The sequence below is a fragment of the Allorhizobium sp. GW101-3B10 genome, from assembly GCF_059424725.1.
The window spans coordinates 2,613,879-2,639,467 of sequence record NZ_JBWKZR010000001.1; the positions used below are offsets into that span (position 1 = coordinate 2,613,879).

Here is a 25,589-nt window from a genome sequence, read left to right on the forward strand (position 1 = left end):
AGGATACTAACGATAGACGCGCAGGTAATGGCGCTCGAAATAGCGCTTCAGCCAGTGGAAGATCTTCATCTTCGGCCCGAGGAAGCTGCGCGTCTCGCTGCGATAGACCAGCATGGCCGTGTCGAGCATGTCGACGATGCAGATCAGTTCCGCCTTGAAATCGGTGTCCGGCGCCCTGCCCTTCAGCACCGCGGCGATGTTCCTTGCCGCGGCCTTGGCCTGGAGGTCGGCCTGGTGCGCCTGTTTCGGCAGCCAGTCGGGGCCGGGAAAGCTGCCGCTGTCGCCGACCACCCAGACGCCGTCACGATCCTTGACCCTGCATTTTTCATCGGCCGCGATCATGCCGCCCGGCGACAGCGGCAGGTCGGCATTGGCGAGCCATGCGGGGCCGGTGAGGCCCGGCATGAAGAGGATCAGATCGGCGGCAAATTCGCCGCCCTCGGTCACCACCTTGTCGGCGTCGAGCCGGACCATCTTGTGGCCAAGCCTCGTCTCGATGCCGCGCCTGGCCATTTCCTGCAACAGGCCGTCGACCGCCTTGTCGCCGAGCCGCTGGCCGGGCCTCGGCGACGGATTGAAGAAGATCAGCTTGAAGCGCTCGCGCCTTGCCTGGCGGCGCAAGAGGCTGTCGATGATGAAGAGAAATTCGAACATCGGCCCGCCGCGCACGGCGCCCTGTTCGTTGGGGTTGGTGGCAAAACCGACGGCGATCGTGCCGCCCGTCATGGCCTCAAGCCGGCGGGCGATCTCCTCGCCGACGGCGATCCCCTCGCAGGGGATCAGCGCATGTTCGATGCCGGGCAGCTTGCGGATAAAGCGTGCGCCGGTGGCGATCACCAGCTGGTCGTTGCGAAACTCGGCGGTCTCGGTCTTCACCACCCGGCCATCGGCGGAAAGCCCGGTGACCGAGGCCTTGACGTGGCGCACGCGATGTTCCGCGAAGAAATTGGCCAGCGGGATCTTCAGCTCGGCGCCCTTGCGCAGGCCGGCCGGCAGCCAGATCGAGCTCGGCAGGTAATGCAGCTCGTCGCGTGGCGAGATCACCGTGATTTCATCCTCGACGCCGTTGCGGCGCAGTTCACGGATGGTGGTGAGCGCCCCGAAACCGGAGCCGAGAACGGTGATAAGGGCCATGGCGGCCTCCAGCGAAACAACGTTCCTTCATATGTATGAATATTTCACTATTATGGAAAGAGGCGCTTCGCCGCAGGTGGGGAGATGGGAAGGCGCAGGTGGCGGGAACTCTTCTCCCCGTCGGGGAGAAGGTGGCGCGTAGCGCCGGATGAGGGGGGCGAAGCCACTTGATGGCCGCGCACTCGGCCCCCTCATCGCCTCGCATTCGCTCGGCACTTCTCCCCGCTGGGGAGAAGAGGTGCGCGACAGAGGCCGCGACACCCGGCAATCGTATTGTAAGGGAACGTCGGCAGACGGAGCGTCAGCCGACCCGGGTGCTGCGTGCCCAGTCCATGTAGAGTTCCAGCGCCTTGCGGGCGACCGGGCCCTCCTGCAGTTCGCGGCTGTCGAGCCTGTTGACCGGCGCGACTTTGGAATAGTTGCCCGAGGTGAAGATCTCGTCGGCGTCCATGAAGTCCTCGATCGACAGCGTGACTTCGCGCACCTCGTAGCCCGCCTCGCGCAGAAGCCCGATCACCCGGGCGCGGGTGATGCCGGCGAGGAAGGTGCGGTTGGCGGCCGGCGTGAAGACCACGCCGTCCTTCACCATGAAGACGTTCGAGGAGGCAGTCTCGGCGATATTGCCGTTCATGTCGCGCACCAGCGCGTTGTCGAAGCCGCGGGCACGCGCCTCGACGATCATGCGGCCGGAATTCGGGTAGAGGCTGCCGGTCTTGGCGTCGGTCATGGCGCATTCCGGGGTTGGCCGGCGATAGGGCGAGAGCGTCAGCGAATGCGGTTTTGCGGTGTGCATCGGCGCCTCGAACAGGCAGAGCGCAAAGCGGGTCGAGGCCGGATCGGGGGCGACGACCGAGCCCGCCTGGCCGTGTTCGGCCCAGTACATCGGCTTGATGTAGATTGCCGTCCTGCCGTCGAACTTCTTGATGCCTTCCCAGGTCAGCCGCTCGATCTCCTCGGCCGAAACGGTCGCCTTCATGCCCATATTGGCCGCCGAGCGGTTGACGCGGCGGCAGTGGGCGTCGAGATCCGGCGCGATGCCGTCGAACCAGCGCGCACCGTCGAACACGGTCGAGCCCAGCCACATGGCATGCGAGACGGGGCCGATCAGCGGCGGATTGCCCGAGATCCATTCTCCATCGACATAGGTCCAGGTGGTGGTGCGGGCGGAAGTATCGACAGCCATCGGCTTCTCCTCGTTTCCTGTATTTCGCTCCCTCCGCTTTATCCGGAAAAAGCAGCACTGGGGTGAATAAGTCGATCAAAAATTCTCATACCCCAATCGCCGTACCCTGCGGTAGGTTGCGGCCAAATCTGCGTGGGAGACGACCGATGAGAGCCATGTACTACGAGGCCTTCGAGAAGACGCCGGAGATCCGGGTCGTACCCGACCCGACGCCGACGGAGAACGGAGTCGTCATCAAGGTCGAGGCGTCCGGGCTCTGCCGCAGCGACTGGCACGGCTGGATGGGCCACGACCCCGACATCCGCCTGCCGCATGTGCCGGGGCACGAGCTCGCCGGCGTGATCGCTGCGACCGGCCGCGGGGTGATGCGCTACAAGGTCGGCGACCGGGTGACCGTGCCCTTCGTCTCCGGCTGCGGCCGCTGCGGCGAATGCCGCTCCGGCAACCAGCAGGTCTGCGAGGCGCAGTTCCAGCCGGGCTTCACCCATTGGGGCTCGTTCGCCGAATACGTGGCGATCGACTATGCCGACCAGAACCTCGTCCACCTGCCGGACGAGATGGATTTCGCCACCGCCGCCAGCCTCGGCTGCCGCTTTGCCACCTCCTTCCGCGCGGTCGCCGACCAGGCGCGGGTCAAGGGCGGCGAATGGGTGGCGGTGCACGGCTGCGGCGGCGTCGGGCTCTCGGCGATCATGATCGCCGCAGCGCTTGGCGCCCATCCGATCGCGATCGACATATCGGCGGAGAAGCTCGCCTTCGCCCGAAAGCTCGGGGCGGTCGCCGCGATCAACGCGCGCGAGACCGACGATGTCGCCGGCGCGGTGCGCGAGATCACGAATGGCGGCGCCCATGTCTCGATCGATGCGCTCGGCTCGCCCGTCACCTGCTTCAACTCGATCCAGAATCTGCGCCGCCGCGGCCGCCACGTGCAGGTCGGCCTGATGCTCGGCGCGCATGCGACGCCGCAGATCCCGATGGCGCAGGTGATCGGCCACGAGCTGGAGATCTACGGCAGCCACGGCATGCAGGCCTGGCGCTACGACGCGATGCTCGGCATGACGGCTGCCGGCAAGCTCGACCCGAAACGGCTGATCGGCCGGGAAATCTCACTGGAAGAGGCCGTGCCCGCACTCGTCGCCATGGACCGGGCGACTGACCTCGGCATCAGCGTGATCACGCGGTTCTGAGGGGGCCGAGCCAGTCACACGCCCCACCTCTCCCCTTGTGGGAGAGGTTACAAAAACACGATCTTGGCGGAGCCAAGTCGTAGATTTTGTTGGTGAGGGGGAAGGCATAGTGGTGCAGACACACCCCCTCACCTGCAATTTCTAGCACTTAGCTGACGCTAAGATGCTGAAATTGCTTCCTCTCCCGCAAGGGGAGAGGAGACCTCACGCCACCTGCATCGCCCCCGGACCCGGGATCGCGCCCGGGGGGCATTTGCCGAGGATGATCATGCCGAGCACTTCGTCCTTGGTGACATCCTGCGTCCGCGCCTGGCCGACCACCTTGCCGTTCTTCATGACGAAGACGCGGTCGGCGAGGTCGAAGACGTCGTGGATGTCGTGGCTGATCAGGAAGATGCCGATGCCTTCGCGCTTCAGCTGCTGGATCAGTTCGCCGACCTGGGCGGTTTCCTGGGGGCCTAGCGCTGCCGTCGGCTCGTCCATGATCAGGATGCGGGCATCGAACAGGATGGCGCGGGCGATCGCCACCGACTGGCGCTGGCCGCCGGACAGGGCCTTCACCGGCTCCTTGAAGCGGCGGAAGTTGGGGTTGAGCCGTCCCATCACCTCGCGGGCCTTCGCCTCCATCGCCACATCGTCGAGCGTGCCCCAGGCGGTGCGGAGTTCCCGGCCGAGATAGAGATTGGCGGCGGCGTCGACATTGTCGGCGACGGCGAGCGTCTGGTAGATCGTCTCGATGCCGTATTTCTTGGCGTCGCGCGGATTGTTGATGTCGGCCGGTTCGCCGTCGATCAGGATCTCGCCGGCGTCGCGGCGATAGGCGCCCGACAGGATCTTGATCAGCGTCGACTTGCCGGCGCCGTTGTGGCCGAGCAGGGCGACGACCTCGCCGGGATAGAGATCGACCGAGGCGTTCTCGACCGCGTGAATGCCGCCGAACGAGATGGAAACATTGTTCATTTCCACGAGCGGAGTGCGTTTGTCAGTCATGATGAAATCCTCTTATCTCGCCCGCGCGCGGTAGATCGTGTCGAGCCAGACGGCGACGACGAGAACGACGCCGACGACGATGCGCTGGAACGGCGTGTCGATGCCGACGAGCACCATGCCCGACTGCAGCGACTGCATGACGAGCGCGCCGAGCATGGCGCCGGCGACCGTGCCCATGCCGCCCGAGAGCGAGGTGCCGCCGATGACGGCCGCGGCGATGGTGTAGAGTTCGTCGAGTTCGCCCTGCGCATTGGTCGCGGCGTTGAGGCGGGCGGTGGAGATCGCGGCGGCGATGGCGCAGAGCATGCCCATCAGCGCGAAGATCTTGACGGTGACCCAGCGGGTCTTGATGCCGGCGAGTTCGGCGGCCTCCGGATTGCCGCCGATGGCGAAGACGTAGCGGCCGAAGCGCAGGCGGGTCGAGATGAAGGTCATGACGATGCCGACGCCAATGGCGATCAGCACCGGAATGGCGATGCCGTGCGAGATAAACAGGCCACCATCGGGCCAGGCAATGCCGTTGGCATCGGCGAACTTGCGGGCGATCGCCACCGGCCAGGGGTAGTTGTTGAAGACATAGACGGTCGCCAGGACCAGGAAGCAGCTGACGCCGGTGAGGAAATATTCGGCCCAGAGCGGGCGCAGCGGAAAGCCGAAGCGGCGGCGCTGCTTGCGCGAATTGACGAGCGTCGCGACGATGGCGAGGCAGGCGATGACGCCGACGATCCAGCTGGCGGTCGCGCCGATCGAGCCGTCGGTGCCGCCGCCCATCAGGCGGAAGGTGGCATCCATCGGGGCGACCGTGCGGCCCGAGGTGACGAACCATGTGGCGCCGCGCCAGACCAGCAGGCCGCCGAGCGTGACGATGAAGGACGGAACGTTGAGGAAGGCGATGATGACGCCGTGCAGCGCGCCGATCGACGCGCCGAGGACGAGGCCGGCGGCAAGCGCGATGACCCAGGTCAGCGGATGGTCGAAGCCGAGGATCTGCGGCAGGAGTTCGGCCTGCAGCACGCCCATGAACATGCCGACGAAACCGAGCACCGAACCGACCGAGAGGTCGATGTTGCGGGTGACGATGACGAGCACCATGCCGGTCGCCATGACGGCGACGGAAGCGGTCTGCACCGACAGGTTCCACAGGTTGCGCGGGGTCAGGAACAGACCGCCGGAAATGATGTTGAAGCCGATCCAGATGATCAGCATGGCGCCGATCATGCCGAGCAGGCGGGTGTCGATCTCGGTGGCGCGGAAAAAGCGCTTTACCGGGTTTTCGCCCGCGCCGGCGCGCGCGGCCTGCGTGGTATTCGTGATATCGGCCATGCCGTGCCGTTCTCCCACTTTTCGTAATCCCTTGCGATGGCGCGCCGCCGCAGCATGTGCGGCAATGGCGGCCGGGCCTCCCTCCGATCCGAAGAGACGCCGCGACCCTGTCCGGGTCGCGACGCATCAAGGTTCATGAGGCCGTCAGGTCAGGCCTGTGTCAATTGCAGGCTGCGACGGAACCCGCGGGGACGCCCTGGCAGGCGGCTTCCTTGGTGATCCAGCCGGCATCGATGACGACGTTCAGGTTGTCCTTGGTGATCGGCAGCGGTGCGAGGAAGACCGACTGCATTTCGACGCCCTTCGGACCGCCGGCAAAGGTGGTCACGCCTTCGATCTCGTTCAGCTTCTTGCCGCCGGCGAGTTCGACGGCGATTTCGGCTGCACGCTTGCCGAGTTCACGGCTGTCCTTCCAGACGGATACGGTCTGGGTGCCGAGCGCAACGCGGTTCAGCGCCGCAAAGTCCGCATCCTGGCCAGAGACCGGAACGGAGCCGGCAAGGCCCTGCGCGGTGAGCGCCGCGACCACGCCGCCGGCGGTGCCGTCGTTCGAGGCGACGACCGCGTCGACTTTGTTGTCGTTGGCGGTCAGGAACTGCTCCATGTTCTTCTGGGCATTTTCCGGCTTCCAGCCGTCGGTATAGGCTTCGCCGACATTCTTGATCTTGCCGGCGTCGACCGCTTCCTTCAGCACTTCCATCTGGCCCGCGAACAGGAAGTCCGCGTTCGGGTCGGAGGACGAGCCCTTGATGAAGACATAATTGCCTTCCGGCTTGGCCTTAAACACTTCGCGGGCCTGCATGCGGCCGACTTCCTTGTTGTCGAAGGTGATGTAGAAGGCGGCCGGGTTTTCGATCAGGCGGTCATAGCCGACGACCGGGATGCCTTCGGCGGCAGCCTTTTCGATCGCCGGGCCGATGGCTTCGCTGTCCTGGGCCAGAACGATGATGGCATTGGCGCCCTGAGCGATCAGGCTCTCGACGTCGGTCAGCTGCTTGGCGGCGGAGGACTGGGCGTCGGCGGAAATATACTTGTCGCCGGAGGCCTCGAGCGCTGCCTTGATGGCGGCTTCGTCGGTCTTCCAGCGCTCTTCCTGGAAGTTCGACCAGGACACGCCGACCACGAGGTCCTTGGCGTTGGCGACGGTATGCAGGCTGGTGATGACGGCGGCGCACGCCATCAGCTTCAAGACGGATTTCATAAAAGCCTCCCTTTGAAAGACGCGGCACGCCGGCGAACCTCCCGTTCACCCCCTAAAGCGGCCCGTCGAAGAATACTGCCTTGCCCCGACCGAGTGGCCGATGGTTTTTCTCGACAGTCGAGAAAATAAATGTCAGAAGAATCCGGGGCTGTCAACATGGCTCCTCGCGGCTTGCAAAGCTGCCAATCCGGTGATCTTTGTGAAGGGCATATCGAGAAGGACCACGATGAACGGACGCCTGCCATGCTGACGAAATCGAGCACCGAAATGGTGCGTCAGCAAAACAGCGCGCTGGTGCTGTCCGCCCTTCGCCGCCAGGGGTCCCTTGCCCATACCGACATCGCTGCCGCCACCGGACTTGCCTCGGCCACCGTCTCGGCGATCACCGCCGATCTGGAGCGAATCGGCGCGCTGGAACGGCACGAGCAGCCGGCCACCGGCGGGCGCGGACGGCCGCGCGTACTGTTCGGGCGCAGGCGCGATTTCAGCTATCTGATCGCCGCACGCATCTCGTCCGACAGCGTTCAATATTCGCTGGCCGATTATACCGGCACGCTGATCGACCGGTTCGAGGAGCCACGCGACCATGTCGCCGCTTCGGGCCAGGGTTTCATCGCCGGCTTCCGCGACGCGCTGACGCGCATGGCGAGCCGCTCGCGGCTTTCGCCCGAGCGTATCGCCGCGGTGTCGATCAGTTCCAAGGGCATGGTCGATGCCGGCGGATCGCGCCTCCTCTGGTCGCCGGTGTTCGGCCGCGAGGAGATCGATTTTTCCACCGCGCTTGCGGTTTCGCCGCAGACCCGCATCCGCCTCAACAACGAGACGCTGCTGGTCGCCCATGCGCTGGGTCTTCGCGCCGACAAGGATGAGGACCGGCCGTTCCATGCGCTCGCCACCCTGTCGCTCGGCCATTCGATCGGGCTCGGCATCGCCCGGCGCGGGCATTCGGGCGAGTTGGAGGTCAGCGCCCCGAACTTCGGCCATATGCTCAACGCCTCCGATGGCAAGCTCTGTCGCTGCGGCTCGATCGGCTGCGTCGAGGCCTCGGCCGGCTTCTACGGCATCCTCCGGACCGCCTTCGAAGTGCCGCCCGACACGATCCCGGCGAAGTTCGTGCCGCTGGCCGAAATGGACAAGATCGCCGCCCGCGCGCGGCAGGGACACAGGATGTCGGAATATGCCTTCCGCCAGGCGGGCCTGGCGCTCGGCCAGGGGCTTTCGCGGGTCCTGAGCCTCTACGAGAACATGCCGATCGTCATCACCGGCCACGGCACGCGTTACATCGACCTCTTACGCCGCGGCCTCGACGAAGGGCTGTCGCAATCGCTGCATGTGCGCATCTACGGCCAGCCTCAGATCACCATCGTGCCGGAAGAGGCGACGCTGGTGTTCGAGGGCCATCTCGACCGGGCGCTGACCGAGATCGACCACGACGTGGCGGGGCTCAGGGCCGAAGAGGCGCAGGCGCGCTGAACCGAGCCGAAGGGCGCCCTTGCCGCGCCGCCGCCCGCGTCCTATCACTGCGGGGAATGCGATTAAGGGAGGCGCGATGTCCACCGCAGCTTATGTCTTTGATGCCTATGGCACGCTGTTCGACGTGCATGCGGCGGTGCGCCGCCATGCCGAGCGGGCGGGGGCCGAGCATCAGCGCTTTTCCGAGATGTGGCGCGCCAAGCAGCTGGAATACTCCTGGGTGCGCACGCTGATGGGCAGCTATCGCGACTTCTGGCAGCTGACCGAAGAGGCGCTGGACTACACGCTCGCGCGCTTCCCCAGCGTCGAGCGGAGCCTGCGCGCCGATTTGCTTTCCGCCTACTGGACGCTCGACTGCTATCCGGAAGTGCCGGCCGTGCTGAAGGATCTGAAGAGCCGCGGCGCGAAACTGGCCATCCTCTCCAACGGCTCGCCGGACATGCTGAAGGCGGCGGTGAAGAATGCGGCGCTCGACGTGATCCTCGACGACGTGTTCTCCGTCGACGACATCCGCGCCTACAAGACCGCGCCGCAAGTCTACGACATGGTGACGACCGCCTATCGGCTCTATCCGGATGCGGTGTCCTTCCAGTCGTCGAACCGCTGGGACGTGGCCGGCGCGCAGAAATTCGGCTTCCGCACGGTGTGGATCAACCGTCTCGACCTGCCCGACGAATATGCCGATCACGGTCCAGACCTGATCCTGCGGAGTCTCGAAAGCCTCTGACGAAGGACCGCGCCATGGCCTGGTCGGCGACGCAATATCTGAAATTCGAGGAAGAGCGGACACGGCCGGCGCGCGACCTCCTGGCGCAGGTGCCGCTTCAAACCGCAGAGCGTGTCTACGATCTCGGTTGCGGGCCGGGCAATTCGACCGAACTGCTGATCGCGCGCTTCGGCACGGGGGCGGTCACCGGCCTCGACAGCGATGTCGACATGCTGGACAAGGCGCGGGCGCGCCTGCCGGGCACGCCTTTCGTGAAGGCCGACCTTTCCACCTGGCGGCCCGAGGCGCCGGCCGATCTGCTCTATGCCAATGCGGTGCTGCAATGGCTGCCGGATCATCTGTCGCTGATGGAGAGCCTGATCGACCATCTGGCGCCGGGCGGGGTGCTGGCCGTGCAGATGCCCGACAATCTCGACGAGCCGACGCATCTCCTGATGGAGGAGACCGGGGCCGCCGGTCCCTGGGCGCCGGCCTTTGCCGGCGGCAGGCTGCGACGCGCGCGCCTCTCCTCGCCCGCCGCCTATCTCGAACGGCTGTCGCCGAAGGCCGCGCGCGTCGATGTCTGGCACACGGTCTACTACCATCCGATGGCCGATGCCGAGGCGATCGTCGAATGGGTGAAGGGCACCGGCCTTCGCCCCTATCTCGACGGCGCGGGCGATGAGCATGCGCCGGCCTTCCTCGCCGACTACACCGCCCGCCTCAAAAAAGCCTATCCGCCGATGGCCGACGGGCGGGTGCTGCTTCGGTTTCCCCGTCTGTTTGTCGTGGCGGTGAAGGCGTAACTTCGCTAGAAGGCAATCCCGACCCATGACGGCGCGCCGACGCCAACCGAATTTTTGAAAGCTTCCGCCGATGAGCAAGCCCTGGACACAGCCCGTCACCCTCGCGCTCGGCGAAGAGGGCGAGGACGTGACGATCGACAGCACCGAAGCCGCCTCCTGGGCGATGATCGAGGACTGGCCGACCGAGGACGGCCCGGCGCTCGACAAGGCGCTGCTCGTCTGCATGGACGTAGTCGCCGGCAAGAAGAAGGACGAGGATGCGCGCAAGGCTTTCATCGCCGCGGCGATCGAGGCCGGGATCGTCATCCGCGACTGAGGGTGGACGCCCGAACCCGCGCACCTCGAACGGTCCGGCAGGGCCCGCGGCCCGTCAGTCGTCCTTTTGCTTCGCCCGCTCGGCCCTTCGCGCATCGGACAGCCCGTCATGGTCGCCGATCTGTCGCTCCGGCCAGTCGTGCCACCAGTCGCGGCGCTTCGTCTCGAGGTCGCGGTTCTTCGGATAGTAGATGCGGTTTTCCGGCTTGGCCGTTTCGCCGACCACCAGCAGCGTCACCTCTTCGTCGGTATTGTTGAGAAAGCTGTGGCACTGGCCGGTGCCGGCCGGGAAGCCGACGGCATCGCCGGGTTTCAGCCGGTGCAGCGCGCCGTCGAGCCAGACATCCGGCGTGCCGGTCAGCACATAGACGAACTCCTCCTCGGCGCTTTCGGCATGGGGATAGGAGGTGCGGCGGCCGGGCGGCAGGCGCTCGTGATGGATGCCGAGCCGGGTCAGGCCAAAGCGGCGGGCCAGCGGCGCGCCGATCGCCATCAGTTCGTCGTCACCGTCGTAGTGCCCATCGTCCGGCCCCTCGACCTCACGCCAATGGGCAATGCAGGCCGGCCGTTCTTGCTTCGTCATGTCCATGCCTCCCGTTTCGGGTTCAACTTTCAAAGCTTCGGCCAGGTGTCCGACAGGCGGTAGCCGGCCGGCCACGGATCGTCCGGATCGAGCATCAGCTGCTGGGTGCCGGTGATCCAGGCGCGGCCGGAAATGGTCGGCACGATCGCCGGCCGGCCGCCGATCTCGGTGTCCGCCTCGATGGCGCAATGGAATTCGGAGCCCATGATCGAGCGGCCGACGAAGCGGTCGCCGACCTTCAGTTCGCCCCGGGCATGGAGCACGGCCATGCGGGCCGAACAGCCGGTGCCGGTCGGCGAGCGGTCGATCTTGCCGGGCTTGATGGCCACCGCATTGGCCCCGGTCGCCACCCCGTTTTCCATCACCACTGGCGCGGTGATCTGACAGAACGAGATGTGGTTCCAGTTGCGATCGGGATCGGGATGGGAAAAGCCGAGCTGCCGGTTGGCGGCGTCGGTGATCTTCATGCCCATGACGGCGATGTCGCGCGCCTCGTCGGGGGCGATCGAGAAGCCAAGGGCGCGTCCGTCGGCAATGACGAAACTGTCGCCGCCGAAGGCGGTGTCGACGGTGAGCGTGCCCACCCCTTCCACCTCGATCACGGCGCCGAGCCGATCGGCAAAGGACGGCAGGTTGCGCACCGTGATGCGCTCGGCCTTGCCGTTGCGGCACTGGGCGGTCACTTCCACCACGCCGCCCGGCGCCTCGAGCACCAGTTTCGTCACCGGCTCGGTCATCGGCAGGATGCCTGAGTCCAGCAGCACGGTGGCGACGCAGATGGAATTGGAGCCGGACATGGGCGGCGTGTCTTCCGGCTCCATGATGATCCAACCCATCTGGGCGCGCGGATCCCTGGCCGGCACCAGCAGGTTCACATGGCGAAAGACGCCGCCGCGCGGCTCGTTCAGCACGAAATTGCGCAAGGTCTGGTCGCTGGCGATGAAGCGCGACTGCTCCCACAGGGTTTCGCCCGGCGGGGGCGCGACGCCGCCGACGATGACGTCGCCCACCTCCCCTTCGGCATGGCAATTGACGACGTGGATGACCTTGGTGCTGCGCATGGGTGCCTCGTTTTTGCGAGGCCACGCTAGCAGCCAAGGCCGGCGGCGGCAATCGACCGGCGTGACGATCCGCCGGCTTGCAGCGGGCGGCAAAAGGGTCATGTTAGAGGGGTATCGATCGAGCCGCGGCCCCGGGCCCCGCCGCCGCGCCAGCGCAGAAAAGGAGTTCTCCCATGAAATATGTCACCGCCAACGGCGCGCATATCCCGGCGCTCGGCTTCGGCACCTTCCGCATGCCCGCCGCCGACGTGCTCAGGATCCTGCCGCTCGCCCTGAAGACCGGCTTTCGCCATATCGACACCGCGCAGATCTACGGCAACGAGGCCGCGGTCGGCGAGGCGATCGCCCGCTCAGGGCTCGCGCGCGGCGACATCTTCCTCACCACCAAGGTGTGGGTCGACAAGTTTTCCCGAGGCGCCATGGGACCCTCGGTCGACGAGAGCCTGAAGAAGCTGGAGACCGACCACGTCGACCTGCTGCTCCTGCACTGGCCGAAAAGCCCGGTGCCGCTCGAGGAACAGATCGAGGGCTTGAACGCGCTGGTCGATGCCGGCAAGGTGCGCCATATCGGCGTGTCCAACTATAATTGCGCGCTGATGGGCGAGGCCGTGCGCCTGTCGAAGGCGCCGATCGTCACCAACCAGATCGAATATCATCCCTATCTCGACCAGACCGCGGTGCTGATCGCCGCCCGCTCCTACGGCCTGTCGGTGACGGCCTATTACGCCATGGCCGACGGCCGCGTGCCGAAGGACGAACTGCTGCAGGACATCGGCGCGCGCCACGGCAAGACGGCGGCCCAGGTGGGCTTACGCTGGCTCATCCAGCAGCAGAGCGTGGCGGCGCTGACCAAGACCGCGACCGAAAGCCGGCTCGCGGAAAATTTCGCCGTCTTCGACTTCTCGCTCGACGCCGAGGAAATGGACGCCATTTCGGCGCTCGCGAGGCCGGACGGGCGGATCGTCAACCCGGGGCATCTGGCGCCGGCGTGGGATTGAGGGGGCCGCCGCACAAGCGAGCCGCCGGCTCTCTGCGGCGGCTCCCTCGATGAACGTGCCGGTCAGCCCTTTGCCTGCGGCGCCTCGACCAGGCGATCGACGATCCAGCGGACGATCGGCATGACCACCAGGGCGGAGGGGAAAGCCACCACATAGGACATGGCCCAGGCCTTCAGGATGCTGGATGCGAGATCCGGCGCGAGCCCCAGCGCGCGGATGGTGGCGATCGAGGCGACGACGCCGGACATCAGGAACGATAGGATCATCGGCGTGACGACGAAACGGCTTTTCGCCGGGAGCCTGGAAAGCCTGAACGGACGCGCCTTGCGAGCGCCGGGAGCTGCGGGGGAAATGTGCGTCATGCGAGCCACTCCTTCGCAACCGGCTCTGCGCTCTGGAGCAGGCCGAGGGCGAAAAAGGCGCGGGTATGGGGCTGTTCCATATGCAGCGCCAGCGCCGCCTCGTCGGCGAAGTCCTCGATCAACACGAAGGCGCGCTCGTCCGCCAGGGATTGAAAGAATTCGAACTCCGCGCAGCCCGGCTCCGGGAGGGTGGCCTTGCGCAGTTCAAGCAGGGCCAGGCGTGCCTCGCCGCCCCGGCCTTCGGCCATGGTCAGGCGAACGATGCGCCGCAGGCGGGCGGGCGATGATGGTCGATCGGTCATTGTGTCAGGCTCCTGTCTGTCTCCTGTCGATGACGATCTCTTGCCTGACGGGCCAGATGCGCGCTATTCCCCAATAGAGCACATCAATTGCGCGGAAATGCACGATGCTGGATTGGGACGACCTGCGCTTCTTCGTGGCCCTGGCCGACGAGGGCTCGCTTTCGGCGGCGGCGCGGCGGCTGAAGGTCGACCATGCGACCGTGGCGCGGCGGATCGCGGCGCTCGAGGCGCGCGTCAACGCACGGCTGGTTGATCGCCGGCCACGCCGCTACCTGCTGACGGCCGAGGGCACACGCATCGCCGACCACGCCCGGCGCATGGAGGCGGAAGTGTTCGCCCTCGAACGCGGCACGATACCGGCCGATGCGGCGCGGATGGTCGAGGTATCCGTCAGCGCCCCGCCGATGATCGCGCTCACGCTCGTCACGCCCCGCATACCGGCCTTCCAGGCCGAGCATCCGCAGATCCGCTTTAGGCTGCTGGCCGAGGCGCGCCATGTCTCTCTGGTCCGGCGCGAGGCGGACGTGGCACTCAGGCTCAGCCGGCCCACCGATCCGACGCTGGTGATCCGCAAGGCGGGCACGATGCGTTACCGGCTCTATGCGGCGCGATCCTATGCCGAAGGCCGCGCGCCGGAAGACCATGGCTTCATCGCCTTCGACGAGACGCTGAGAGACACGCCGCAACAGCACTGGATGAAGGGCATTGCCGGCGCGCGGGAGATCGTGCTCACGACCAATGATCTCGGCGTGCAATGCGCGGCCGCGGCCGCCGGCCTCGGGATCGCCGCCCTGCCGGAATTCCTCGGCGAACTCTACGGACTCTGCCCGCTCGGCGACGCGGCCCAGCACATCGACCGCGACGCCTTCGTCACCTATCACGCCGACCTGCGCAACAACCGCGCGGTCACCGACGTCGCAGGCTTCCTCGCCACTTGCCTGCCCCGCCCGCGCTGAGCGGCGAGAGGGAGCGGGAGGCTGGAGGGGTGTGGGGCGTCTGCGCCGGAGGGGGATTGAGGGCCTTGATTGCGACGGCGAAGGTTGTCATTCTGGTGTTGGGAGTGGGAGACGCCGATGACCGAGAAGAGCAAACCTCAACCGAACGCGTGGCAGGATCAGGACGACGCGCCTGACGTCAGCGTAGCCCCGTGGCGCGAAAAGCTGGACGCGGCGGCGGTGCGGGTTGGGCGGCCGAAAGGTGCGGACCGGAGGGCTTGAAGGGTGGCGGTTTGGAGCAGCACGCCGAACAGTTCTTGCACCGGCCGACGGCGGTAGTGAAAGCCTTTGTGGCTTATGTTCTTTGGAAGCCAGATGAACCTCCCACCGTACGAGACCCCCTTACCTTACGCGTAAACCTGAAGCTTTGGCGTTAAGGGCCATCGGATCCGTCTGTTCCCTCGCTCTCTCGTCTAACCTGCTCGATCCACTCTGCTTGTGCTCGTGCTTCCTCATCGCGCTCCTGGCGTGAAAATGCATCGACCTTTATCCTGCTATGACCCGATGGGACGCCTTTCCAGTCCTCTCGAATTTTCTTAATCTGCTCCGCCATCATAACGGCAGGGCTTCTTGCCCCCAGATATGAGACGCCTTCATAGTCACGCATTGACAGCTGGTACGAAAAGGTTTCTCGTTTGGTATCTTTAGGATTTCCCTTCCAACTGATACTGACTAAGTACTCTTGCTTGCTCACGTCCGAGAAGGCGGCGAGGTTACTTTGCAGGGTCTGTCCTGGCTTAAGGATGCTGATGCGATGCAACGGTGCCGATAGGTCCCGCCGATGGCCCTGGGAATGAGGCAAAGGCGGGTCAAATTGGAGTTGGATGTCGTATGCGACGGCATTTCCCGAGTTCGTCACGAAGATATCAACATATGTCACGCCCCAAGCATTTGGCTCGATGGTAGCTGTGACATGTGCTTGCGACGTTGCTCGTGAAAGGACTTTCGTTTCTTGTGCGAGGACCCGAGTCACATAGAGCAGCGCAATTGTAGCAAATGCTGTCACTACTGAAGAAAATGCACCGATACTCGCGCTGTCAAAAAAACACGTTATTCCTTGGCAATCGTTTGCCACTTTCCGCACCCTCCTCAGCTTGTGAACCAGTCCACCGTCGCCACTTTCTTGCAGGCAAAATCCGTCACAGCGAACGCCTGACGAATACAGATTAGGCCAATTGCGAAACCTGCAATTTGAAACTCGATGCCTCCCGTTGGATCTGCATCATCTCAACATTTGGGTATTCGGCGGCCAACGCAAGTATCTGCGCGCGATCCTCCGCGCTCGTTCTCAGTCCGAAAATAACGCCGTCAAGCTCGTTTTTGCCAAATGGACAATCTTCAAATTGCGCTCCAGGGTTTCTTCCTGCACCGGCGCTGATCCTCCATTCCTCCTCGTACTCCCAGTGCCGTGACTTTGTATAGATCGTTCGGTCTAGTATTCCTGCATCCTGAAGTGAAAAGACCCCCGCAAACAACTTTGCCAATTGCTCTTCATCCAGCAAAGGCGGAATTTCGTCAACGTATTGAACCGGCTTAGCCATTCCATACGGCGCGTTGAGAGCGGGTATGGATCTAAATCTCAGGACTACGCCTTGATGTGCGTCTGCGTAATGCGACCACATAAGGTGGTTATGTGGACGGGTTGTAAGGCAAAGTATCTTGTTGTCTTCGACAATGCGTGCGGCCTCCTCATGGACTTCTGGAAGCTTTGCCAGCATTCGATCGAAACCTTCATCAAACGCCGCCCCAAACTCTTTTACAATGTCTTCCTTAGACAAAGGAATGTTGTATTGGCGAAGAAGGCCAAAAACGGCCCCCAAAGGATTATCAAGGCTAGGTTCAAGCCTCCCATCGTGAACCTGCCAGAGAAGATCAAGGGCCTTTTCCTTCACTTCGTGTGGGGCGGCCCTTATCTCCATGTTGAACTGAATATCGAATGGATCGTTCAATTTTTTCGGCGCGGACCACCTCAATGTGCGATTTTCAAGGACGATTTTAGCGGTAGCCGCGCTCATGTACTTGAAAAAATGCAGACGGTCGTTCCAGCCCGGCGGAACTGAAGTGAGACGCTTGTCGAAATCCATCATTTTCCGGAATCCATCTACATCATGTTTGATGATCGAGCCAAGGGCGCCAATCAGACAAGCCATATTCATTGAACGACGCCATTGCGGCGTCCACTCCCCCCCACGCACAAAAAAACCGCCGGATCACTCCGGCGGCTTCTTCAAATCCAATCCTTCCGCCCGTCTCAGACGAACTGCGACAACCCCGGGACCGAGGCGACGACTTCGTCGACGACTTCGTCGCCGGCATATTCGCGGGCAGCGGCCATGGTTTCCTTGGCGAGCTTGGAGATTTCGCCCATGCCGAGGCCCTGGGCCATCAGCTGCTGGCCGAGACCCATGATGCCGCCGCCGCCGAGCGCGCTCATCAGGCCGCCGAGCAGGCCCTTGCCTTCGCCTTCGCCATTGTACTTGGCGACGAGGTCGAGCGCGCCGGGCACGGATTCGATCATCCTGGCGACCGGGCCGTCGGCCGCTTCGCGCTGCAGGAAGCCCAGCATCATACCGACGGACTTTTCAGCGAGGGCCGGTTCGATGCCGACCTTGTCGGCGATGCGGGTTACGAGTTCGTTCATGATGAGCCTCCTGGCGTGAAATTGACGTTAACGTCAACGTAATTCAAGTTTTCGCTGAACTCAAGCGGCCAAGGCCGCCGCCGGCCGAATTTGTCCGCGGCCGAATGGCCCAAGCCCGACGCGGGTCGCGCGGCCCGCAGGCTGTTGTCGATGTTTCACACTATCCTTATAACAGCAAGGTGACGATTCAGGGAATGACGGGGCGCGCGCAATTTGCCGATCGGCCCGGTCGCCGAAACATGGGACGGGAACGAGGCGCATGCTCGAAGACGGAAAGCTCTATATCGGTACCAGCCGCAATCCCGACGACAGCCTCAACAAGGGCGAATATCTCGACCTCAAATACGGCAACCGCCACGGCATCGTCACCGGCGCCACCGGCACCGGCAAGACGGTGACGCTGCAGGTGCTCGCCGAGAGCTTTTCCAATGCCGGCGTGCCGGTGTTCTGCGCCGACATCAAGGGCGATCTCTCCGGCATCGCCGCGATGGGACAGCCGAAGGACTGGGTCGACCAGCGCGCCAAGCAGATCGGTTTTGACGATTTCGCCTACCAGGAATTCCCGGTGATCTTCTGGGATCTCTACGGCGAGCAGGGCCACCGCGTGCGCACCACCGTCGCCGAGATGGGCCCGCTTTTGCTGTCGCGGCTGATGGATGCTTCGGAGGCGCAGGAGGGTGTCCTGAACATCGCCTTCAAGATCGCCGACCAGGGCGGCCTGCCGCTGCTCGACCTGAAAGACCTGCAGGCGCTGCTGAACTACATGGGCGAGCATGCGGGCGAGCTGTCCAACCAGTTCGGCCTCATCTCCAAGTCCTCGGTCGGCTCGCTGCAGCGCGGGCTTCTGGTGCTGGAACAGCAGGGCGCGGAACATTTCTTCGGCGAACCGGCGCTCGCCGTCACCGACATCATGCGCACCACCAATGACGGGCGCGGGGCGATCTCGGTGCTGGCCGCCGACAAGCTGATGATGAACCCGCGGCTCTATTCGACCTTCCTTCTGTGGCTGCTGTCGGAGCTGTTCGAGGAACTGCCGGAGGTGGGCGATCCGGACAAGCCGAAGCTGGTCTTCTTCTTCGACGAAGCGCATCTTTTGTTCAACGACGCGCCAAAAGTGCTGATCGAGCGCATCGAGCAGGTCGTGCGCCTCATCCGTTCCAAGGGCGTCGGCGTCTATTTCGTCACGCAGAACCCGCTCGACGTGCCCGACACCGTGCTGGCGCAGATGGGCAACCGCATCCAGCATGCGCTCCGCGCCTATACGCCGCGCGAGCAGAAGGCGGTGAAGACGGCGGCGACCACGTTTCGCCCCAACCCGGCCTTCGACTGCGAGACCGCGATCACCATGCTCGGCACCGGCGAGGCGCTGGTCTCGACGCTGCAGGCCAAGGGCATTCCCTCGATCGTCGAGCGCACGCTGGTGCGCCCGCCGGCCAGCCGCCCCGGGCCGATCAGCGAGGCCGAGCGCCGCGCGGTGATCAATGTGAGCCCGGTCGCCGGGGTGTATGACAAGGATCTCGACCGGGAATCGGCCTATGAGATCCTGGCGGCCCGCGAGCAGAAGGCGGCCGAGGCCGAGGCCGCAAGGCGCGCCGAAGAGGAACGCGAGGCCCGCGGCGAGGAAAAGGATTCGGCCGCCGGCCGCTGGTCGCTGCCGGGCTTCGGCGACAAGGAAGAGGACGACCGCACGGCGAAGCCCACGACGCGCCGGACTTCGGGCTATCAGCGCGAAACGGTGATCGAGGCGGCGATGAAGAGTGCCGCCCGCTCGGTCGCCACCTCGGTCGGCCGCGCCATCGTGCGGGGGATTTTGGGAAGCCTGAAGCGGTAAGGCTTCCTGGCCTTCTTGCCGTTCGCACCTTTCATGAAACAGGAAACAAGAGGGTTCTCTTCCGCATACGGAGCACGCCCTTGCCCCTCACCCTGACCCTCTCCCCGTAAACGGGGAGAGGGGATGGCCGCGGCGGTGCCGCTTGTCCCTTCTCCCCGTTCACGGGGAGAAGGTGCCGGCAGGCGGATGAGAGGCTATCGGCCTACGGCACATGACCGTGCATCCGCGGCATTCCCGGCCGCCTCAATCTCCGCAGAGACGCGCGCGCCCTGCCGGGCACGCCGGACGGCCAAAACCTCGCCGTAGAAGTGCCCCGCCGACAAACACAACCAAAGGACGCACACAAAAAGAACACAAACAAAAAGTTGACGCGAGACGGCCGGGCGTGTATCAAGGCTCATCGATACTTTGTTTGCCGATATTTGTTTATGGCGCCTCGCGCCTCTGGACGAACTTCCCCCTCTCAAAAGTCGAAACAACCGTCGGGCGTCGTTCGACGGAACACAATGTTGCTATGAAAGGGTTCGTCATGACCACCGGCACAGTAAAATGGTTCAATTCCACCAAGGGCTTCGGCTTCATTCAGCCTGACAACGGCGGCGCGGACGTCTTCGTCCACATCTCGGCCGTCGAACGCGCCGGTATGCGCGATCTCGTCGAAGGCCAGAAGATCTCCTTCGAGCTGGAACGCGACAACAAGTCGGGCAAGATGTCCGCCGGCCAGCTGCAGGCCGCCTAATCTTCAGCTAGCCGCGACCACGGATGTACTGGCGTGGCAGGCATAAGAAGTTGAGAAGGCCAGGCGGATGTCTGGCCTTTTTGCGTTTGCAGAACCTTGAACGCTAGGGATGCAAACGGAATTAAATACACGACAAGATTGCATACCTCAAGCTGCGCGATGAAGCGCACGGCGGCGGGTCAAGCCGAGCGACGGCTTGCCGTGCCGACAGAAACGGATCGGACTACATGAACGCCAATATCAACGCCCACGCACCTGCTGCACCTGCCGACGACAATGTCGGAGCGTGGTTGAAGATCCTGGCGCGCTACCGACAGCCGAGCCTGGCGCGCAGCGCCTTCGAACTGGTCATCACCCTGGTGCCGCTCGCCCTGTTCTGGGCCATCGCCTATGTCTCGTTCATCAACGGCGTGTGGATCGGCCTCCTCGCCATCCTTCCGGCCGGCGCCTTCCTGCTGCGGCTGTTCATGATCCAGCACGATTGCGGCCACGGCTCGTTCTTCGCCCGCCGCCGGCTCGACGACTGGACCGGCCGTCTGATCGGCATATTGACGCTCACGCCTTACGACTACTGGCGCCAGGCGCATGCCGCCCACCATGCCACGGCCGGCAATCTCGACGAACGCGGCGTCGGCGACATCACCACGCTGACGGTCGACGAATACCATGCCCTTTCGCCGCGCGGCCGCCTCGCCTATCGCCTCTACCGCCATCCGGCGGTGATGTTCGGCATCGGCCCGGCCTGGCTCTTCCTGTTCAAGCAGCGCCTGCCCTTCGGCATGATGAAGGACGGCAAGCTGCCGTGGATCTCGACCCTGGGCACCAATCTCGGCATTCTCGTCTTTTCGGCGTTGATGATCTGGGCTGTCGGCCTCGTTCCCTTCCTCGTCATCCACCTGCCGGTCGTGCTGATCGCAGGCGCCACCGGCATCTGGCTGTTCTACGTCCAGCACCAGTTCGAGGAGACGCACTGGTCGAAGGGCGACGAGTGGAAGTTCCCCCAGGCCGCCCTGCACGGCGCCTCGCACTACGACCTGCCGCTCGCACTGCGCTGGATGACCGGCAATATCGGCATCCACCATGTGCATCACCTGGCCAGCCGCATTCCCTATTACCGCCTGCCGGAAGTCCTGCGCGACCATCCGGAACTCGCCGGCATCGGCCGCATCACCCTGTGGCAGAGCCTACAATGCGTAAGGCTCGCCCTGTGGGACGAGAAGAGCGGCAAGCTCCTCTCCTTCCGCGAAGCCGAAGGCGCCGGCGCCACCGCCTGATTGCTGCCCGTGGCCGGCATCAGGCCGGCCGCCGCGCCACCCCGACACGACCCTACCTTTTCAAGGAACGACCATGCACGAACTCACCCCCACCCAGATCCGCGGCCTGAAGCTTGCCAAGGACGGGGACCTCTTCCCCGCCGAGGGCAAGAAATGGACGCATCTCAACGCCGAGATCACCTATGCCCGCAGCGACCGCTTCAAGGAGCGCCCGCAGAAGATCAAGTTCCTGAAGACCGGGACGCTCAACGAACTGCGCGACTTCGGCCTTCTGCAGACCCTCAACCCCGACGTCGACGTCGAGGAATCCGCCCATGGCATCACCATGGCCGGCAAGATGTGGCTGCTGCGGAACAAGTGAGCAGGCGGAGGGTCCTTTTCGGAGGGCCTTGAAGGACTAACGTCCCGTCGGCAGCGTCCCAATCAGCCTGTTGCCCCTCATCCGCCTGCCGGCACCTTCTCCCCGCAAGCGGGGAGAAGGGACAAGCGGCACCGCCGTGGCCATTCCCTCTCCCCGCCTGCGGGGAGAGGGCTGGGGTGAAGGGCAAGAGCGCCTCGGCGAGGCGAAGCCACGGGATGGCTGCGCACTTGCCCCCCTCATCACCTGGCTCACGCTCGGCACTTCTCCCCGCTGGGGAGAAGAGGGAATTCCCCTTCAGAGCGTCGCGCTGTCGATGACGAAGCGGTATTTCACGTCGCTCGTCAGCATGCGGGCATAGGCCTCTTCGATCTCCGTTGCCGCGATCATCTCGATGTCGGCGACGATGCCGTGCTCGGCACAGAAATCCATCATCTCCTGGGTCTCGGCAATGCCGCCGATCGTCGAACCGGCGATCGAACGACGCTTCATGATCAGCGGGAAGACGGCCGGCGACGGATGCGGATGCTCCGGCGCACCGACCAGCGTCAGCGTGCCGTCGCGCTTCAGCAGATTGACAAAGGCATCCAGATTATGGCTTGCGGCCACCGTATCGACGATCAGGTCGAACGAGTTGGCGTGCGCCTTCATCTCGTCGGCATTGCGCGACACGACGACCTCGTGGGCGCCGAGATCGAGAGCAGCCTGACGCTTGTTCTCCGACGTGGTGAAGGCGACGACATGGGCGCCGAGGGCGCGGGCGAGCTTCACGCCCATGTGGCCCAGACCGCCGATGCCGACGATGCCGACCTTCTTGTCCGGTCCGGCCTTCCAGTGGCGCAGGGGCGACCACAGCGTGATGCCGGCGCAGAGCAGCGGCGCCACGGCGGCGAGGTTTTCGGCCGGGTGGCGGACCTTGACGACGAACTTGTCCTTGACCGTGATCGACTGCGAATAGCCGCCGAGCGTGTGGCCCGGCTTGTCCGCCGTCGCGCCGTTATAGGTGCCGGTGAAGCCGTGTTCGCAATACTGTTCCAGGCCGTCGTCGCAAGCATAGCAGCTCTGGCAGCTGTCGACCATGCAGCCGACGCCGACCGTATCGCCGACCGCAAAGCCGGTGACGGCCGAGCCGACGGCGCTGACATGCCCGACGATCTCATGGCCGGGCACGCAGGGGTACTGCGTGCCGGCCCATTCGGAGCGCACGGTGTGCAAGTCGGAATGGCAGACGCCGCAATAGGCGATGGCGATCTGCACGTCGTTCGGCCCCACGTCGCGGCGGGGAATTTCCATCGGTTCAAGCGATTTGTCGGCGGCATAGGCGCCGAAGGCCTTGGTCAGCATGGCAGTCTCCAATGATGTTGAGGGATGAAGGACCCCGGAAGATCCGGGGCGAAGCCGGCCGCGGGGAGGATCAGCGGTCGGAATACTGGTCGTCGGTGACCTGTTCGAGCCAGTCGACGGTTTTGCCGTCGAGGGACTCGTGGATGGCGATATGGGTCATGGCGACGGTCGCCGATGCACCGTGCCAGTGTTTTTCGCCCGGCGCGAACCAGATCACGTCGCCGGGGCGGATTTCCTCGATCGGGCCGCCCTCGCGCTGGACGAGGCCGAGGCCTGCCGTGACGATCAGGGTCTGGCCGAGCGGGTGGGTATGCCAGGCCGTGCGGGCGCCGGGTTCGAAGGTGACGGCGGCGCCGGCCGCACGGGCCGGAGACGGCGCCTCAAACAGCGGGTCGATGCGTACGGTGCCGGTAAACCAGTCCGACGGTCCCTTGCCGGAGGGCCGCGATCCAACTCTCTTGATGTCCATGATGTGCTCCCGCGGGCCGTGTGATCGAGGGCGTGTCGCCACGCCCCACTGATCGACTATAGCCGACAAGATTTATTTCAATTAGACCATATAAAAAGATTGCACTTATATCGAGGATCAATGAATGAGGCGCGAAGACCTAGGCGACCTGATGGCCTTCCAGAGCGTGGCGGAGGAGCGCAGCTTCACCCGGGCGGCGGCACGGCTCGGCACGTCGCAATCCTCACTCAGCCTGATCGTGCGCCGCCTCGAGGAGCGGCTGGGCGTGCGCCTCCTGACCCGCACGACCCGCAGCCTGGCGCCAACCGAAGCCGGGGAGCGCTTGCTGGCGGCGCTGGCCCCCGCCTTCGGCAGCATCGAACAGGAACTGGAGGCGCTTGGCCAGTACCGCGAAAGACCGGCCGGCAATTTCAGGATCACCGCCACCCAGCATGCGATCGACACCGTGCTGTGGCCGGCGCTGTCGAAGATACTCAGGCGCTATCCCGACATCAAAGTGGAACTGTTCTCCGACCTCGCGCTGACCGACATCGTGGCGGAGCGCTTCGACGCCGGCGTACGGTTCGGCGAACAGGTGGAGAAGGACATGGTGGCAGTGCGCATCGCCCCCGATGCCCGCCTTGTCGTGGTCGGCGCGCCGGACTATCTGGCCAACCGCCCGACGCCGCTCAGCCCGCGCGACCTGACCCAGCACGACTGCATCAACACCCGCCTGCCGACCTATGGCGGCTTCTATGCCTGGGAGTTCGAAAAGGACGGCCAGGAGATCCGCGTCCGGGTGGACGGCCAGCTGGTGTTCAACGACGTCGGGCAGGTGCTGTCGGCGGCGCTGGAGGGCTATGGGCTGGCCTTCCTGTTCGAGGACATGGTGCGGGACCATCTGGCGGAAGGCCGGCTGGTTCAATTGCTCGACGACTGGACGCCGCCCTTTGCCGGCTATCACCTCTACTATCCGAGCCGCCGCCACGCCTCGCCCGCCTTTTCGCTGCTGGTCGAGGCGCTGCGGTATCACGCACCCGGATCCTGACCGCGCCGCTGCCTGCGCCACGCCTGGAAGAACGTGAGCGCCACGCCGAGGGCAAATCCCGGAAGGGCGGCCAGCACGCCGATCGAGACGGCGCCCATTTCGCAGCCGCCCGAATCGCCCGGCGTGCCGCAGCGCGGATCGAACAGATGGAAAAGCGTCAGCACCAGAAGCGTCGTGACGATCGGCAGGCCGATCAGTCCGACCAGTCCAAAAATCAATGCCCTCACCACCGTCCAAACCATTGCGCCCTCCCCGGCCACGCCCGTCGCCCTCAGGCAAAGAATCATACGCCATTCCCTCGCGCCTGGGAAATCGCCGCTGCAGGATGGCACCTGAGGCCCTGCGGCTTGGCGTGTGAAAGAATTCTGCGGCGGGGTCGGCATTTCCCTTGCCAAAGGCCGGTATTCGGGCGATTCTGCGATACCCGCAGAAATCGAAATGCCGAAGAATCTTCATTCCTTCATTGCAATCCGTGGCAAATGGCCTATATTGCAGGCATCGAAGATTGCTAGTGTGTTTGTCTACGCGCCTCGGCGCACCGTCAGATCTCCTCTCAACGTCGATCAAGCCGGACGAATATCTCACCGGCGAACCCAACGATTGAAAGGATATCGTTATGAATACTGGCACCGTAAAGTGGTTCAACAGCACCAAGGGCTTCGGCTTCATTCAGCCTGACGAAGGCTCGACCGACGTATTCGTTCACATCTCCGCCGTTGAACGGTCGGGTATGCGCGAACTCGTCGAAGGCCAGAAGGTCTCCTACGACATCGTGCGCGACAAGAAGTCGGGCAAGAACTCGGCGGACAACCTCCGGGCTGCGTAATTGTCATTCGCCAAGGCTGACCACGGATGTACTGGCAGTCAAGGCTTTGAGTGACAGGAAGAGGTCGGGGTAACGCCCGGCCTTTTTGATTTGTCCCAGGTTCTCGTGTTCCGCGGGACAGGTCGTGAAAGGACCCTATCATGCGTAAATCGTATCCCCGCGTGGGCGATCGGGTCTTGCTTCGGGACGGCATTTCCGGCACCAGCCGGAACAGGCTGGCCTGTCGCATCGTTACGGTTTTGCCCGCCGAACATGGCGAGCCGGAATACCGCGTCCGTTTCGACGCGGAGAATTTCGAACGCCGCGTCACCCTGTCCGACATCGACGGCATTGAAACGTCGTCGGGAACAGTGGAGAAGCAGCAGCAGGCGACGGTCAAGGCCGAACCCTGGCTGAAGCCCTCTTCGATCCGCGTCGGGCGCTAGTCTTTCAACCCTCTAACACTAAACGGCGCTCGGGCG

Annotated in this window: 30 protein-coding genes; 15 read left to right on the top strand and 15 right to left on the bottom strand. The window is 64.4% G+C overall.

The features are described 5' to 3' along the window. Positions 1–6 precede the first annotated feature (6 nt). Positions 7–1,134, bottom strand: coding sequence for an NAD(P)/FAD-dependent oxidoreductase (locus AC07Y0_RS13010; protein ID WP_498677848.1), 1,128 nt, complete (start codon positions 1,132–1,134; stop codon positions 7–9). 301 nt (positions 1,135–1,435) lie between these two features. Beyond that, positions 1,436–2,317, bottom strand: coding sequence for a branched-chain amino acid aminotransferase (locus AC07Y0_RS13015; RefSeq protein WP_498677850.1), 882 nt, complete (start codon positions 2,315–2,317; stop codon positions 1,436–1,438). Positions 2,318–2,463: 146 nt separating this feature from the next. Here AC07Y0_RS13015 and AC07Y0_RS13020 point away from each other — a divergent pair, with 146 nt between their 5' ends. Next, positions 2,464–3,504 carry a zinc-dependent alcohol dehydrogenase family protein gene (locus tag AC07Y0_RS13020; RefSeq protein ID WP_498677853.1) on the top strand — a complete coding sequence of 347 codons (1,041 nt, stop codon included), beginning with the start codon at positions 2,464–2,466 and terminating at the stop codon, positions 3,502–3,504. 204 nt (positions 3,505–3,708) lie between these two features. Here AC07Y0_RS13020 and AC07Y0_RS13025 read toward each other — a convergent pair whose 3' ends face one another. The 3 genes from AC07Y0_RS13025 to xylF all read right to left on the bottom strand — a co-directional run bounded on the left by AC07Y0_RS13025 (position 3,709) and on the right by xylF (position 7,018). Continuing rightward, positions 3,709–4,494 (bottom strand): ATP-binding cassette domain-containing protein, encoded by a 786-nt coding sequence (locus tag AC07Y0_RS13025; RefSeq protein WP_498677856.1) that lies wholly within the window; start codon positions 4,492–4,494, stop codon positions 3,709–3,711. Positions 4,495–4,506: 12 nt separating this feature from the next. Then, complete coding sequence (locus tag AC07Y0_RS13030; RefSeq protein ID WP_498677857.1) at positions 4,507–5,817, bottom strand: sugar ABC transporter permease; 1,311 nt, start codon at positions 5,815–5,817, stop codon at positions 4,507–4,509. Between the two features lie 160 nt (positions 5,818–5,977). After that, positions 5,978–7,018, bottom strand: a complete 1,041-nt coding sequence (xylF, locus tag AC07Y0_RS13035) for a D-xylose ABC transporter substrate-binding protein (protein WP_498677859.1) — start codon at positions 7,016–7,018, stop codon at positions 5,978–5,980. A 243-nt stretch (positions 7,019–7,261) separates the two neighbouring features. Between xylF and AC07Y0_RS13040 the strand changes: the two genes are divergently transcribed. The 4 genes from AC07Y0_RS13040 (at position 7,262) to AC07Y0_RS13055 (ending at position 10,319) form a co-directional block, all read left to right on the top strand. Continuing rightward, a complete protein-coding gene (locus AC07Y0_RS13040) occupies positions 7,262–8,491 on the top strand; it encodes an ROK family protein (protein ID WP_498677861.1) in 1,230 nt (409 codons plus the stop codon). A 76-nt stretch (positions 8,492–8,567) separates the two neighbouring features. Then, positions 8,568–9,218: a haloacid dehalogenase type II gene (locus AC07Y0_RS13045; protein WP_498677863.1), complete on the top strand. Its 651-nt coding sequence runs from the start codon at positions 8,568–8,570 to the stop codon at positions 9,216–9,218. A 14-nt stretch (positions 9,219–9,232) separates the two neighbouring features. Then, positions 9,233–10,003: a trans-aconitate 2-methyltransferase gene (gene tam, locus AC07Y0_RS13050; protein WP_498677865.1), complete on the top strand. Its 771-nt coding sequence runs from the start codon at positions 9,233–9,235 to the stop codon at positions 10,001–10,003. Between the two features lie 70 nt (positions 10,004–10,073). Continuing rightward, complete coding sequence (locus AC07Y0_RS13055; RefSeq protein WP_498677868.1) at positions 10,074–10,319, top strand: DUF982 domain-containing protein; 246 nt, start codon at positions 10,074–10,076, stop codon at positions 10,317–10,319. Positions 10,320–10,373: 54 nt separating this feature from the next. On the opposite strand, the gene AC07Y0_RS13060 is transcribed toward AC07Y0_RS13055, so the two are convergent. Both AC07Y0_RS13060 and AC07Y0_RS13065 read right to left on the bottom strand, forming a co-directional pair. Beyond that, positions 10,374–10,901 carry a cupin domain-containing protein gene (locus tag AC07Y0_RS13060; RefSeq protein WP_498677871.1) on the bottom strand — a complete coding sequence of 176 codons (528 nt, stop codon included), beginning with the start codon at positions 10,899–10,901 and terminating at the stop codon, positions 10,374–10,376. A gap of 29 nt (positions 10,902–10,930) precedes the next feature. After that, a complete protein-coding gene (locus AC07Y0_RS13065) occupies positions 10,931–11,962 on the bottom strand; it encodes a trans-3-hydroxy-L-proline dehydratase (RefSeq protein WP_498677874.1) in 1,032 nt (343 codons plus the stop codon). Positions 11,963–12,135: 173 nt separating this feature from the next. Here AC07Y0_RS13065 and AC07Y0_RS13070 point away from each other — a divergent pair, with 173 nt between their 5' ends. Beyond that, complete coding sequence (locus AC07Y0_RS13070; protein ID WP_498677876.1) at positions 12,136–12,960, top strand: aldo/keto reductase; 825 nt, start codon at positions 12,136–12,138, stop codon at positions 12,958–12,960. Positions 12,961–13,022: 62 nt separating this feature from the next. On the opposite strand, the gene AC07Y0_RS13075 is transcribed toward AC07Y0_RS13070, so the two are convergent. Next, positions 13,023–13,322, bottom strand: coding sequence for a DUF2798 domain-containing protein (locus AC07Y0_RS13075; RefSeq protein WP_498677878.1), 300 nt, complete (start codon positions 13,320–13,322; stop codon positions 13,023–13,025). After that, positions 13,319–13,624, bottom strand: a complete 306-nt coding sequence (locus tag AC07Y0_RS13080) for a putative quinol monooxygenase (protein ID WP_498677879.1) — start codon at positions 13,622–13,624, stop codon at positions 13,319–13,321. Before AC07Y0_RS13080 ends, AC07Y0_RS13075 begins: the two co-directional genes overlap by 4 nt. 104 nt (positions 13,625–13,728) lie before the next feature. On the opposite strand from AC07Y0_RS13080, the gene AC07Y0_RS13085 reads away from it, so the two are divergent. Further along, positions 13,729–14,580, top strand: coding sequence for a LysR family transcriptional regulator (locus AC07Y0_RS13085; RefSeq protein WP_498677880.1), 852 nt, complete (start codon positions 13,729–13,731; stop codon positions 14,578–14,580). 117 nt (positions 14,581–14,697) lie between these two features. Continuing rightward, positions 14,698–14,841, top strand: coding sequence for a hypothetical protein (locus tag AC07Y0_RS13090; RefSeq protein WP_498677882.1), 144 nt, complete (start codon positions 14,698–14,700; stop codon positions 14,839–14,841). Between the two features lie 151 nt (positions 14,842–14,992). Here AC07Y0_RS13090 and AC07Y0_RS13095 read toward each other — a convergent pair whose 3' ends face one another. From AC07Y0_RS13095 to AC07Y0_RS13105, 3 genes are all read right to left on the bottom strand, one after another. After that, a complete protein-coding gene (locus AC07Y0_RS13095; RefSeq protein ID WP_498677883.1) occupies positions 14,993–15,694 on the bottom strand; it encodes a DUF8453 domain-containing protein in 702 nt (233 codons plus the stop codon). Between the two features lie 91 nt (positions 15,695–15,785). Then, entirely contained in the window at positions 15,786–16,706 is a 921-nt protein-coding gene (locus AC07Y0_RS13100) for a DUF2971 domain-containing protein (protein WP_498677887.1), read from the bottom strand. A 164-nt stretch (positions 16,707–16,870) separates the two neighbouring features. Further along, the gene (locus AC07Y0_RS13105; protein ID WP_498677889.1) at positions 16,871–17,260 is read right to left on the bottom strand and encodes a hypothetical protein; all 390 of its coding nucleotides are present in this window, start codon (positions 17,258–17,260) and stop codon (positions 16,871–16,873) included. A gap of 259 nt (positions 17,261–17,519) precedes the next feature. On the opposite strand from AC07Y0_RS13105, the gene AC07Y0_RS13110 reads away from it, so the two are divergent. The 4 genes from AC07Y0_RS13110 to AC07Y0_RS13125 all read left to right on the top strand — a co-directional run bounded on the left by AC07Y0_RS13110 (position 17,520) and on the right by AC07Y0_RS13125 (position 21,465). Continuing rightward, the gene (locus tag AC07Y0_RS13110) at positions 17,520–19,091 is read left to right on the top strand and encodes a helicase HerA-like C-terminal domain-containing protein (protein ID WP_498677894.1); all 1,572 of its coding nucleotides are present in this window, start codon (positions 17,520–17,522) and stop codon (positions 19,089–19,091) included. 514 nt (positions 19,092–19,605) lie between these two features. Next, on the top strand, positions 19,606–19,830 hold the full coding sequence (locus AC07Y0_RS13115) for a cold-shock protein (protein WP_084638528.1): 225 nt from the start codon (positions 19,606–19,608) through the stop codon (positions 19,828–19,830). 227 nt (positions 19,831–20,057) lie between these two features. Further along, a complete protein-coding gene (locus AC07Y0_RS13120; RefSeq protein WP_498677897.1) occupies positions 20,058–21,104 on the top strand; it encodes a fatty acid desaturase in 1,047 nt (348 codons plus the stop codon). 73 nt (positions 21,105–21,177) lie between these two features. Beyond that, positions 21,178–21,465 carry a hypothetical protein gene (locus AC07Y0_RS13125; RefSeq protein WP_498677898.1) on the top strand — a complete coding sequence of 96 codons (288 nt, stop codon included), beginning with the start codon at positions 21,178–21,180 and terminating at the stop codon, positions 21,463–21,465. Positions 21,466–21,759: 294 nt separating this feature from the next. Here the strand turns inward: AC07Y0_RS13125 and AC07Y0_RS13130 are convergent, their stop codons facing one another. After that, on the bottom strand, positions 21,760–22,806 hold the full coding sequence (locus tag AC07Y0_RS13130; protein ID WP_498677900.1) for an NAD(P)-dependent alcohol dehydrogenase: 1,047 nt from the start codon (positions 22,804–22,806) through the stop codon (positions 21,760–21,762). 70 nt (positions 22,807–22,876) lie between these two features. After that, positions 22,877–23,275: a (R)-mandelonitrile lyase gene (locus tag AC07Y0_RS13135; protein WP_498677902.1), complete on the bottom strand. Its 399-nt coding sequence runs from the start codon at positions 23,273–23,275 to the stop codon at positions 22,877–22,879. A gap of 124 nt (positions 23,276–23,399) precedes the next feature. Between AC07Y0_RS13135 and AC07Y0_RS13140 the strand changes: the two genes are divergently transcribed. After that, on the top strand, positions 23,400–24,302 hold the full coding sequence (locus AC07Y0_RS13140) for a LysR family transcriptional regulator (protein WP_498677904.1): 903 nt from the start codon (positions 23,400–23,402) through the stop codon (positions 24,300–24,302). Here AC07Y0_RS13140 and AC07Y0_RS13145 read toward each other — a convergent pair. Further along, positions 24,284–24,544 carry a hypothetical protein gene (locus AC07Y0_RS13145; RefSeq protein ID WP_498677906.1) on the bottom strand — a complete coding sequence of 87 codons (261 nt, stop codon included), beginning with the start codon at positions 24,542–24,544 and terminating at the stop codon, positions 24,284–24,286. The genes AC07Y0_RS13140 and AC07Y0_RS13145 overlap by 19 nt on opposite strands. A gap of 374 nt (positions 24,545–24,918) precedes the next feature. Here AC07Y0_RS13145 and AC07Y0_RS13150 point away from each other — a divergent pair, with 374 nt between their 5' ends. Together AC07Y0_RS13150 and AC07Y0_RS13155 are read left to right on the top strand one after the other, a co-directional pair. Then, a complete protein-coding gene (locus AC07Y0_RS13150; protein WP_028737030.1) occupies positions 24,919–25,128 on the top strand; it encodes a cold-shock protein in 210 nt (69 codons plus the stop codon). 140 nt (positions 25,129–25,268) lie between these two features. Next, positions 25,269–25,553 carry a cold-shock protein gene (locus tag AC07Y0_RS13155; RefSeq protein WP_454745011.1) on the top strand — a complete coding sequence of 95 codons (285 nt, stop codon included), beginning with the start codon at positions 25,269–25,271 and terminating at the stop codon, positions 25,551–25,553. The last annotated feature ends 36 nt before the right edge of the window (positions 25,554–25,589 follow it).

Coding starts and splice junctions, on each gene's coding strand:
- AC07Y0_RS13010 (WP_498677848.1), bottom strand. CDS start 1,134: ATGGCCCTTATCACCGTTCTCGGCTCCGGTTTCGGGGCGCTCACCACC.
- AC07Y0_RS13015 (WP_498677850.1), bottom strand. CDS start 2,317: ATGGCTGTCGATACTTCCGCCCGCACCACCACCTGGACCTATGTCGAT.
- AC07Y0_RS13020 (WP_498677853.1), top strand. CDS start 2,464: ATGAGAGCCATGTACTACGAGGCCTTCGAGAAGACGCCGGAGATCCGG.
- AC07Y0_RS13025 (WP_498677856.1), bottom strand. CDS start 4,494: ATGACTGACAAACGCACTCCGCTCGTGGAAATGAACAATGTTTCCATC.
- AC07Y0_RS13030 (WP_498677857.1), bottom strand. CDS start 5,817: ATGGCCGATATCACGAATACCACGCAGGCCGCGCGCGCCGGCGCGGGC.
- xylF (WP_498677859.1), bottom strand. CDS start 7,018: ATGAAATCCGTCTTGAAGCTGATGGCGTGCGCCGCCGTCATCACCAGC.
- AC07Y0_RS13040 (WP_498677861.1), top strand. CDS start 7,262: ATGCTGACGAAATCGAGCACCGAAATGGTGCGTCAGCAAAACAGCGCG.
- AC07Y0_RS13045 (WP_498677863.1), top strand. CDS start 8,568: ATGTCCACCGCAGCTTATGTCTTTGATGCCTATGGCACGCTGTTCGAC.
- tam (WP_498677865.1), top strand. CDS start 9,233: ATGGCCTGGTCGGCGACGCAATATCTGAAATTCGAGGAAGAGCGGACA.
- AC07Y0_RS13055 (WP_498677868.1), top strand. CDS start 10,074: ATGAGCAAGCCCTGGACACAGCCCGTCACCCTCGCGCTCGGCGAAGAG.
- AC07Y0_RS13060 (WP_498677871.1), bottom strand. CDS start 10,901: ATGACGAAGCAAGAACGGCCGGCCTGCATTGCCCATTGGCGTGAGGTC.
- AC07Y0_RS13065 (WP_498677874.1), bottom strand. CDS start 11,962: ATGCGCAGCACCAAGGTCATCCACGTCGTCAATTGCCATGCCGAAGGG.
- AC07Y0_RS13070 (WP_498677876.1), top strand. CDS start 12,136: ATGAAATATGTCACCGCCAACGGCGCGCATATCCCGGCGCTCGGCTTC.
- AC07Y0_RS13075 (WP_498677878.1), bottom strand. CDS start 13,322: ATGACGCACATTTCCCCCGCAGCTCCCGGCGCTCGCAAGGCGCGTCCG.
- AC07Y0_RS13080 (WP_498677879.1), bottom strand. CDS start 13,624: ATGACCGATCGACCATCATCGCCCGCCCGCCTGCGGCGCATCGTTCGC.
- AC07Y0_RS13085 (WP_498677880.1), top strand. CDS start 13,729: ATGCTGGATTGGGACGACCTGCGCTTCTTCGTGGCCCTGGCCGACGAG.
- AC07Y0_RS13090 (WP_498677882.1), top strand. CDS start 14,698: ATGACCGAGAAGAGCAAACCTCAACCGAACGCGTGGCAGGATCAGGAC.
- AC07Y0_RS13100 (WP_498677887.1), bottom strand. CDS start 16,706: ATGATGGATTTCGACAAGCGTCTCACTTCAGTTCCGCCGGGCTGGAAC.
- AC07Y0_RS13105 (WP_498677889.1), bottom strand. CDS start 17,260: ATGAACGAACTCGTAACCCGCATCGCCGACAAGGTCGGCATCGAACCG.
- AC07Y0_RS13110 (WP_498677894.1), top strand. CDS start 17,520: ATGCTCGAAGACGGAAAGCTCTATATCGGTACCAGCCGCAATCCCGAC.
- AC07Y0_RS13115 (WP_084638528.1), top strand. CDS start 19,606: ATGAAAGGGTTCGTCATGACCACCGGCACAGTAAAATGGTTCAATTCC.
- AC07Y0_RS13120 (WP_498677897.1), top strand. CDS start 20,058: ATGAACGCCAATATCAACGCCCACGCACCTGCTGCACCTGCCGACGAC.
- AC07Y0_RS13125 (WP_498677898.1), top strand. CDS start 21,178: ATGCACGAACTCACCCCCACCCAGATCCGCGGCCTGAAGCTTGCCAAG.
- AC07Y0_RS13130 (WP_498677900.1), bottom strand. CDS start 22,806: ATGCTGACCAAGGCCTTCGGCGCCTATGCCGCCGACAAATCGCTTGAA.
- AC07Y0_RS13135 (WP_498677902.1), bottom strand. CDS start 23,275: ATGGACATCAAGAGAGTTGGATCGCGGCCCTCCGGCAAGGGACCGTCG.
- AC07Y0_RS13140 (WP_498677904.1), top strand. CDS start 23,400: ATGAGGCGCGAAGACCTAGGCGACCTGATGGCCTTCCAGAGCGTGGCG.
- AC07Y0_RS13145 (WP_498677906.1), bottom strand. CDS start 24,544: ATGGTTTGGACGGTGGTGAGGGCATTGATTTTTGGACTGGTCGGACTG.
- AC07Y0_RS13150 (WP_028737030.1), top strand. CDS start 24,919: ATGAATACTGGCACCGTAAAGTGGTTCAACAGCACCAAGGGCTTCGGC.
- AC07Y0_RS13155 (WP_454745011.1), top strand. CDS start 25,269: ATGCGTAAATCGTATCCCCGCGTGGGCGATCGGGTCTTGCTTCGGGAC.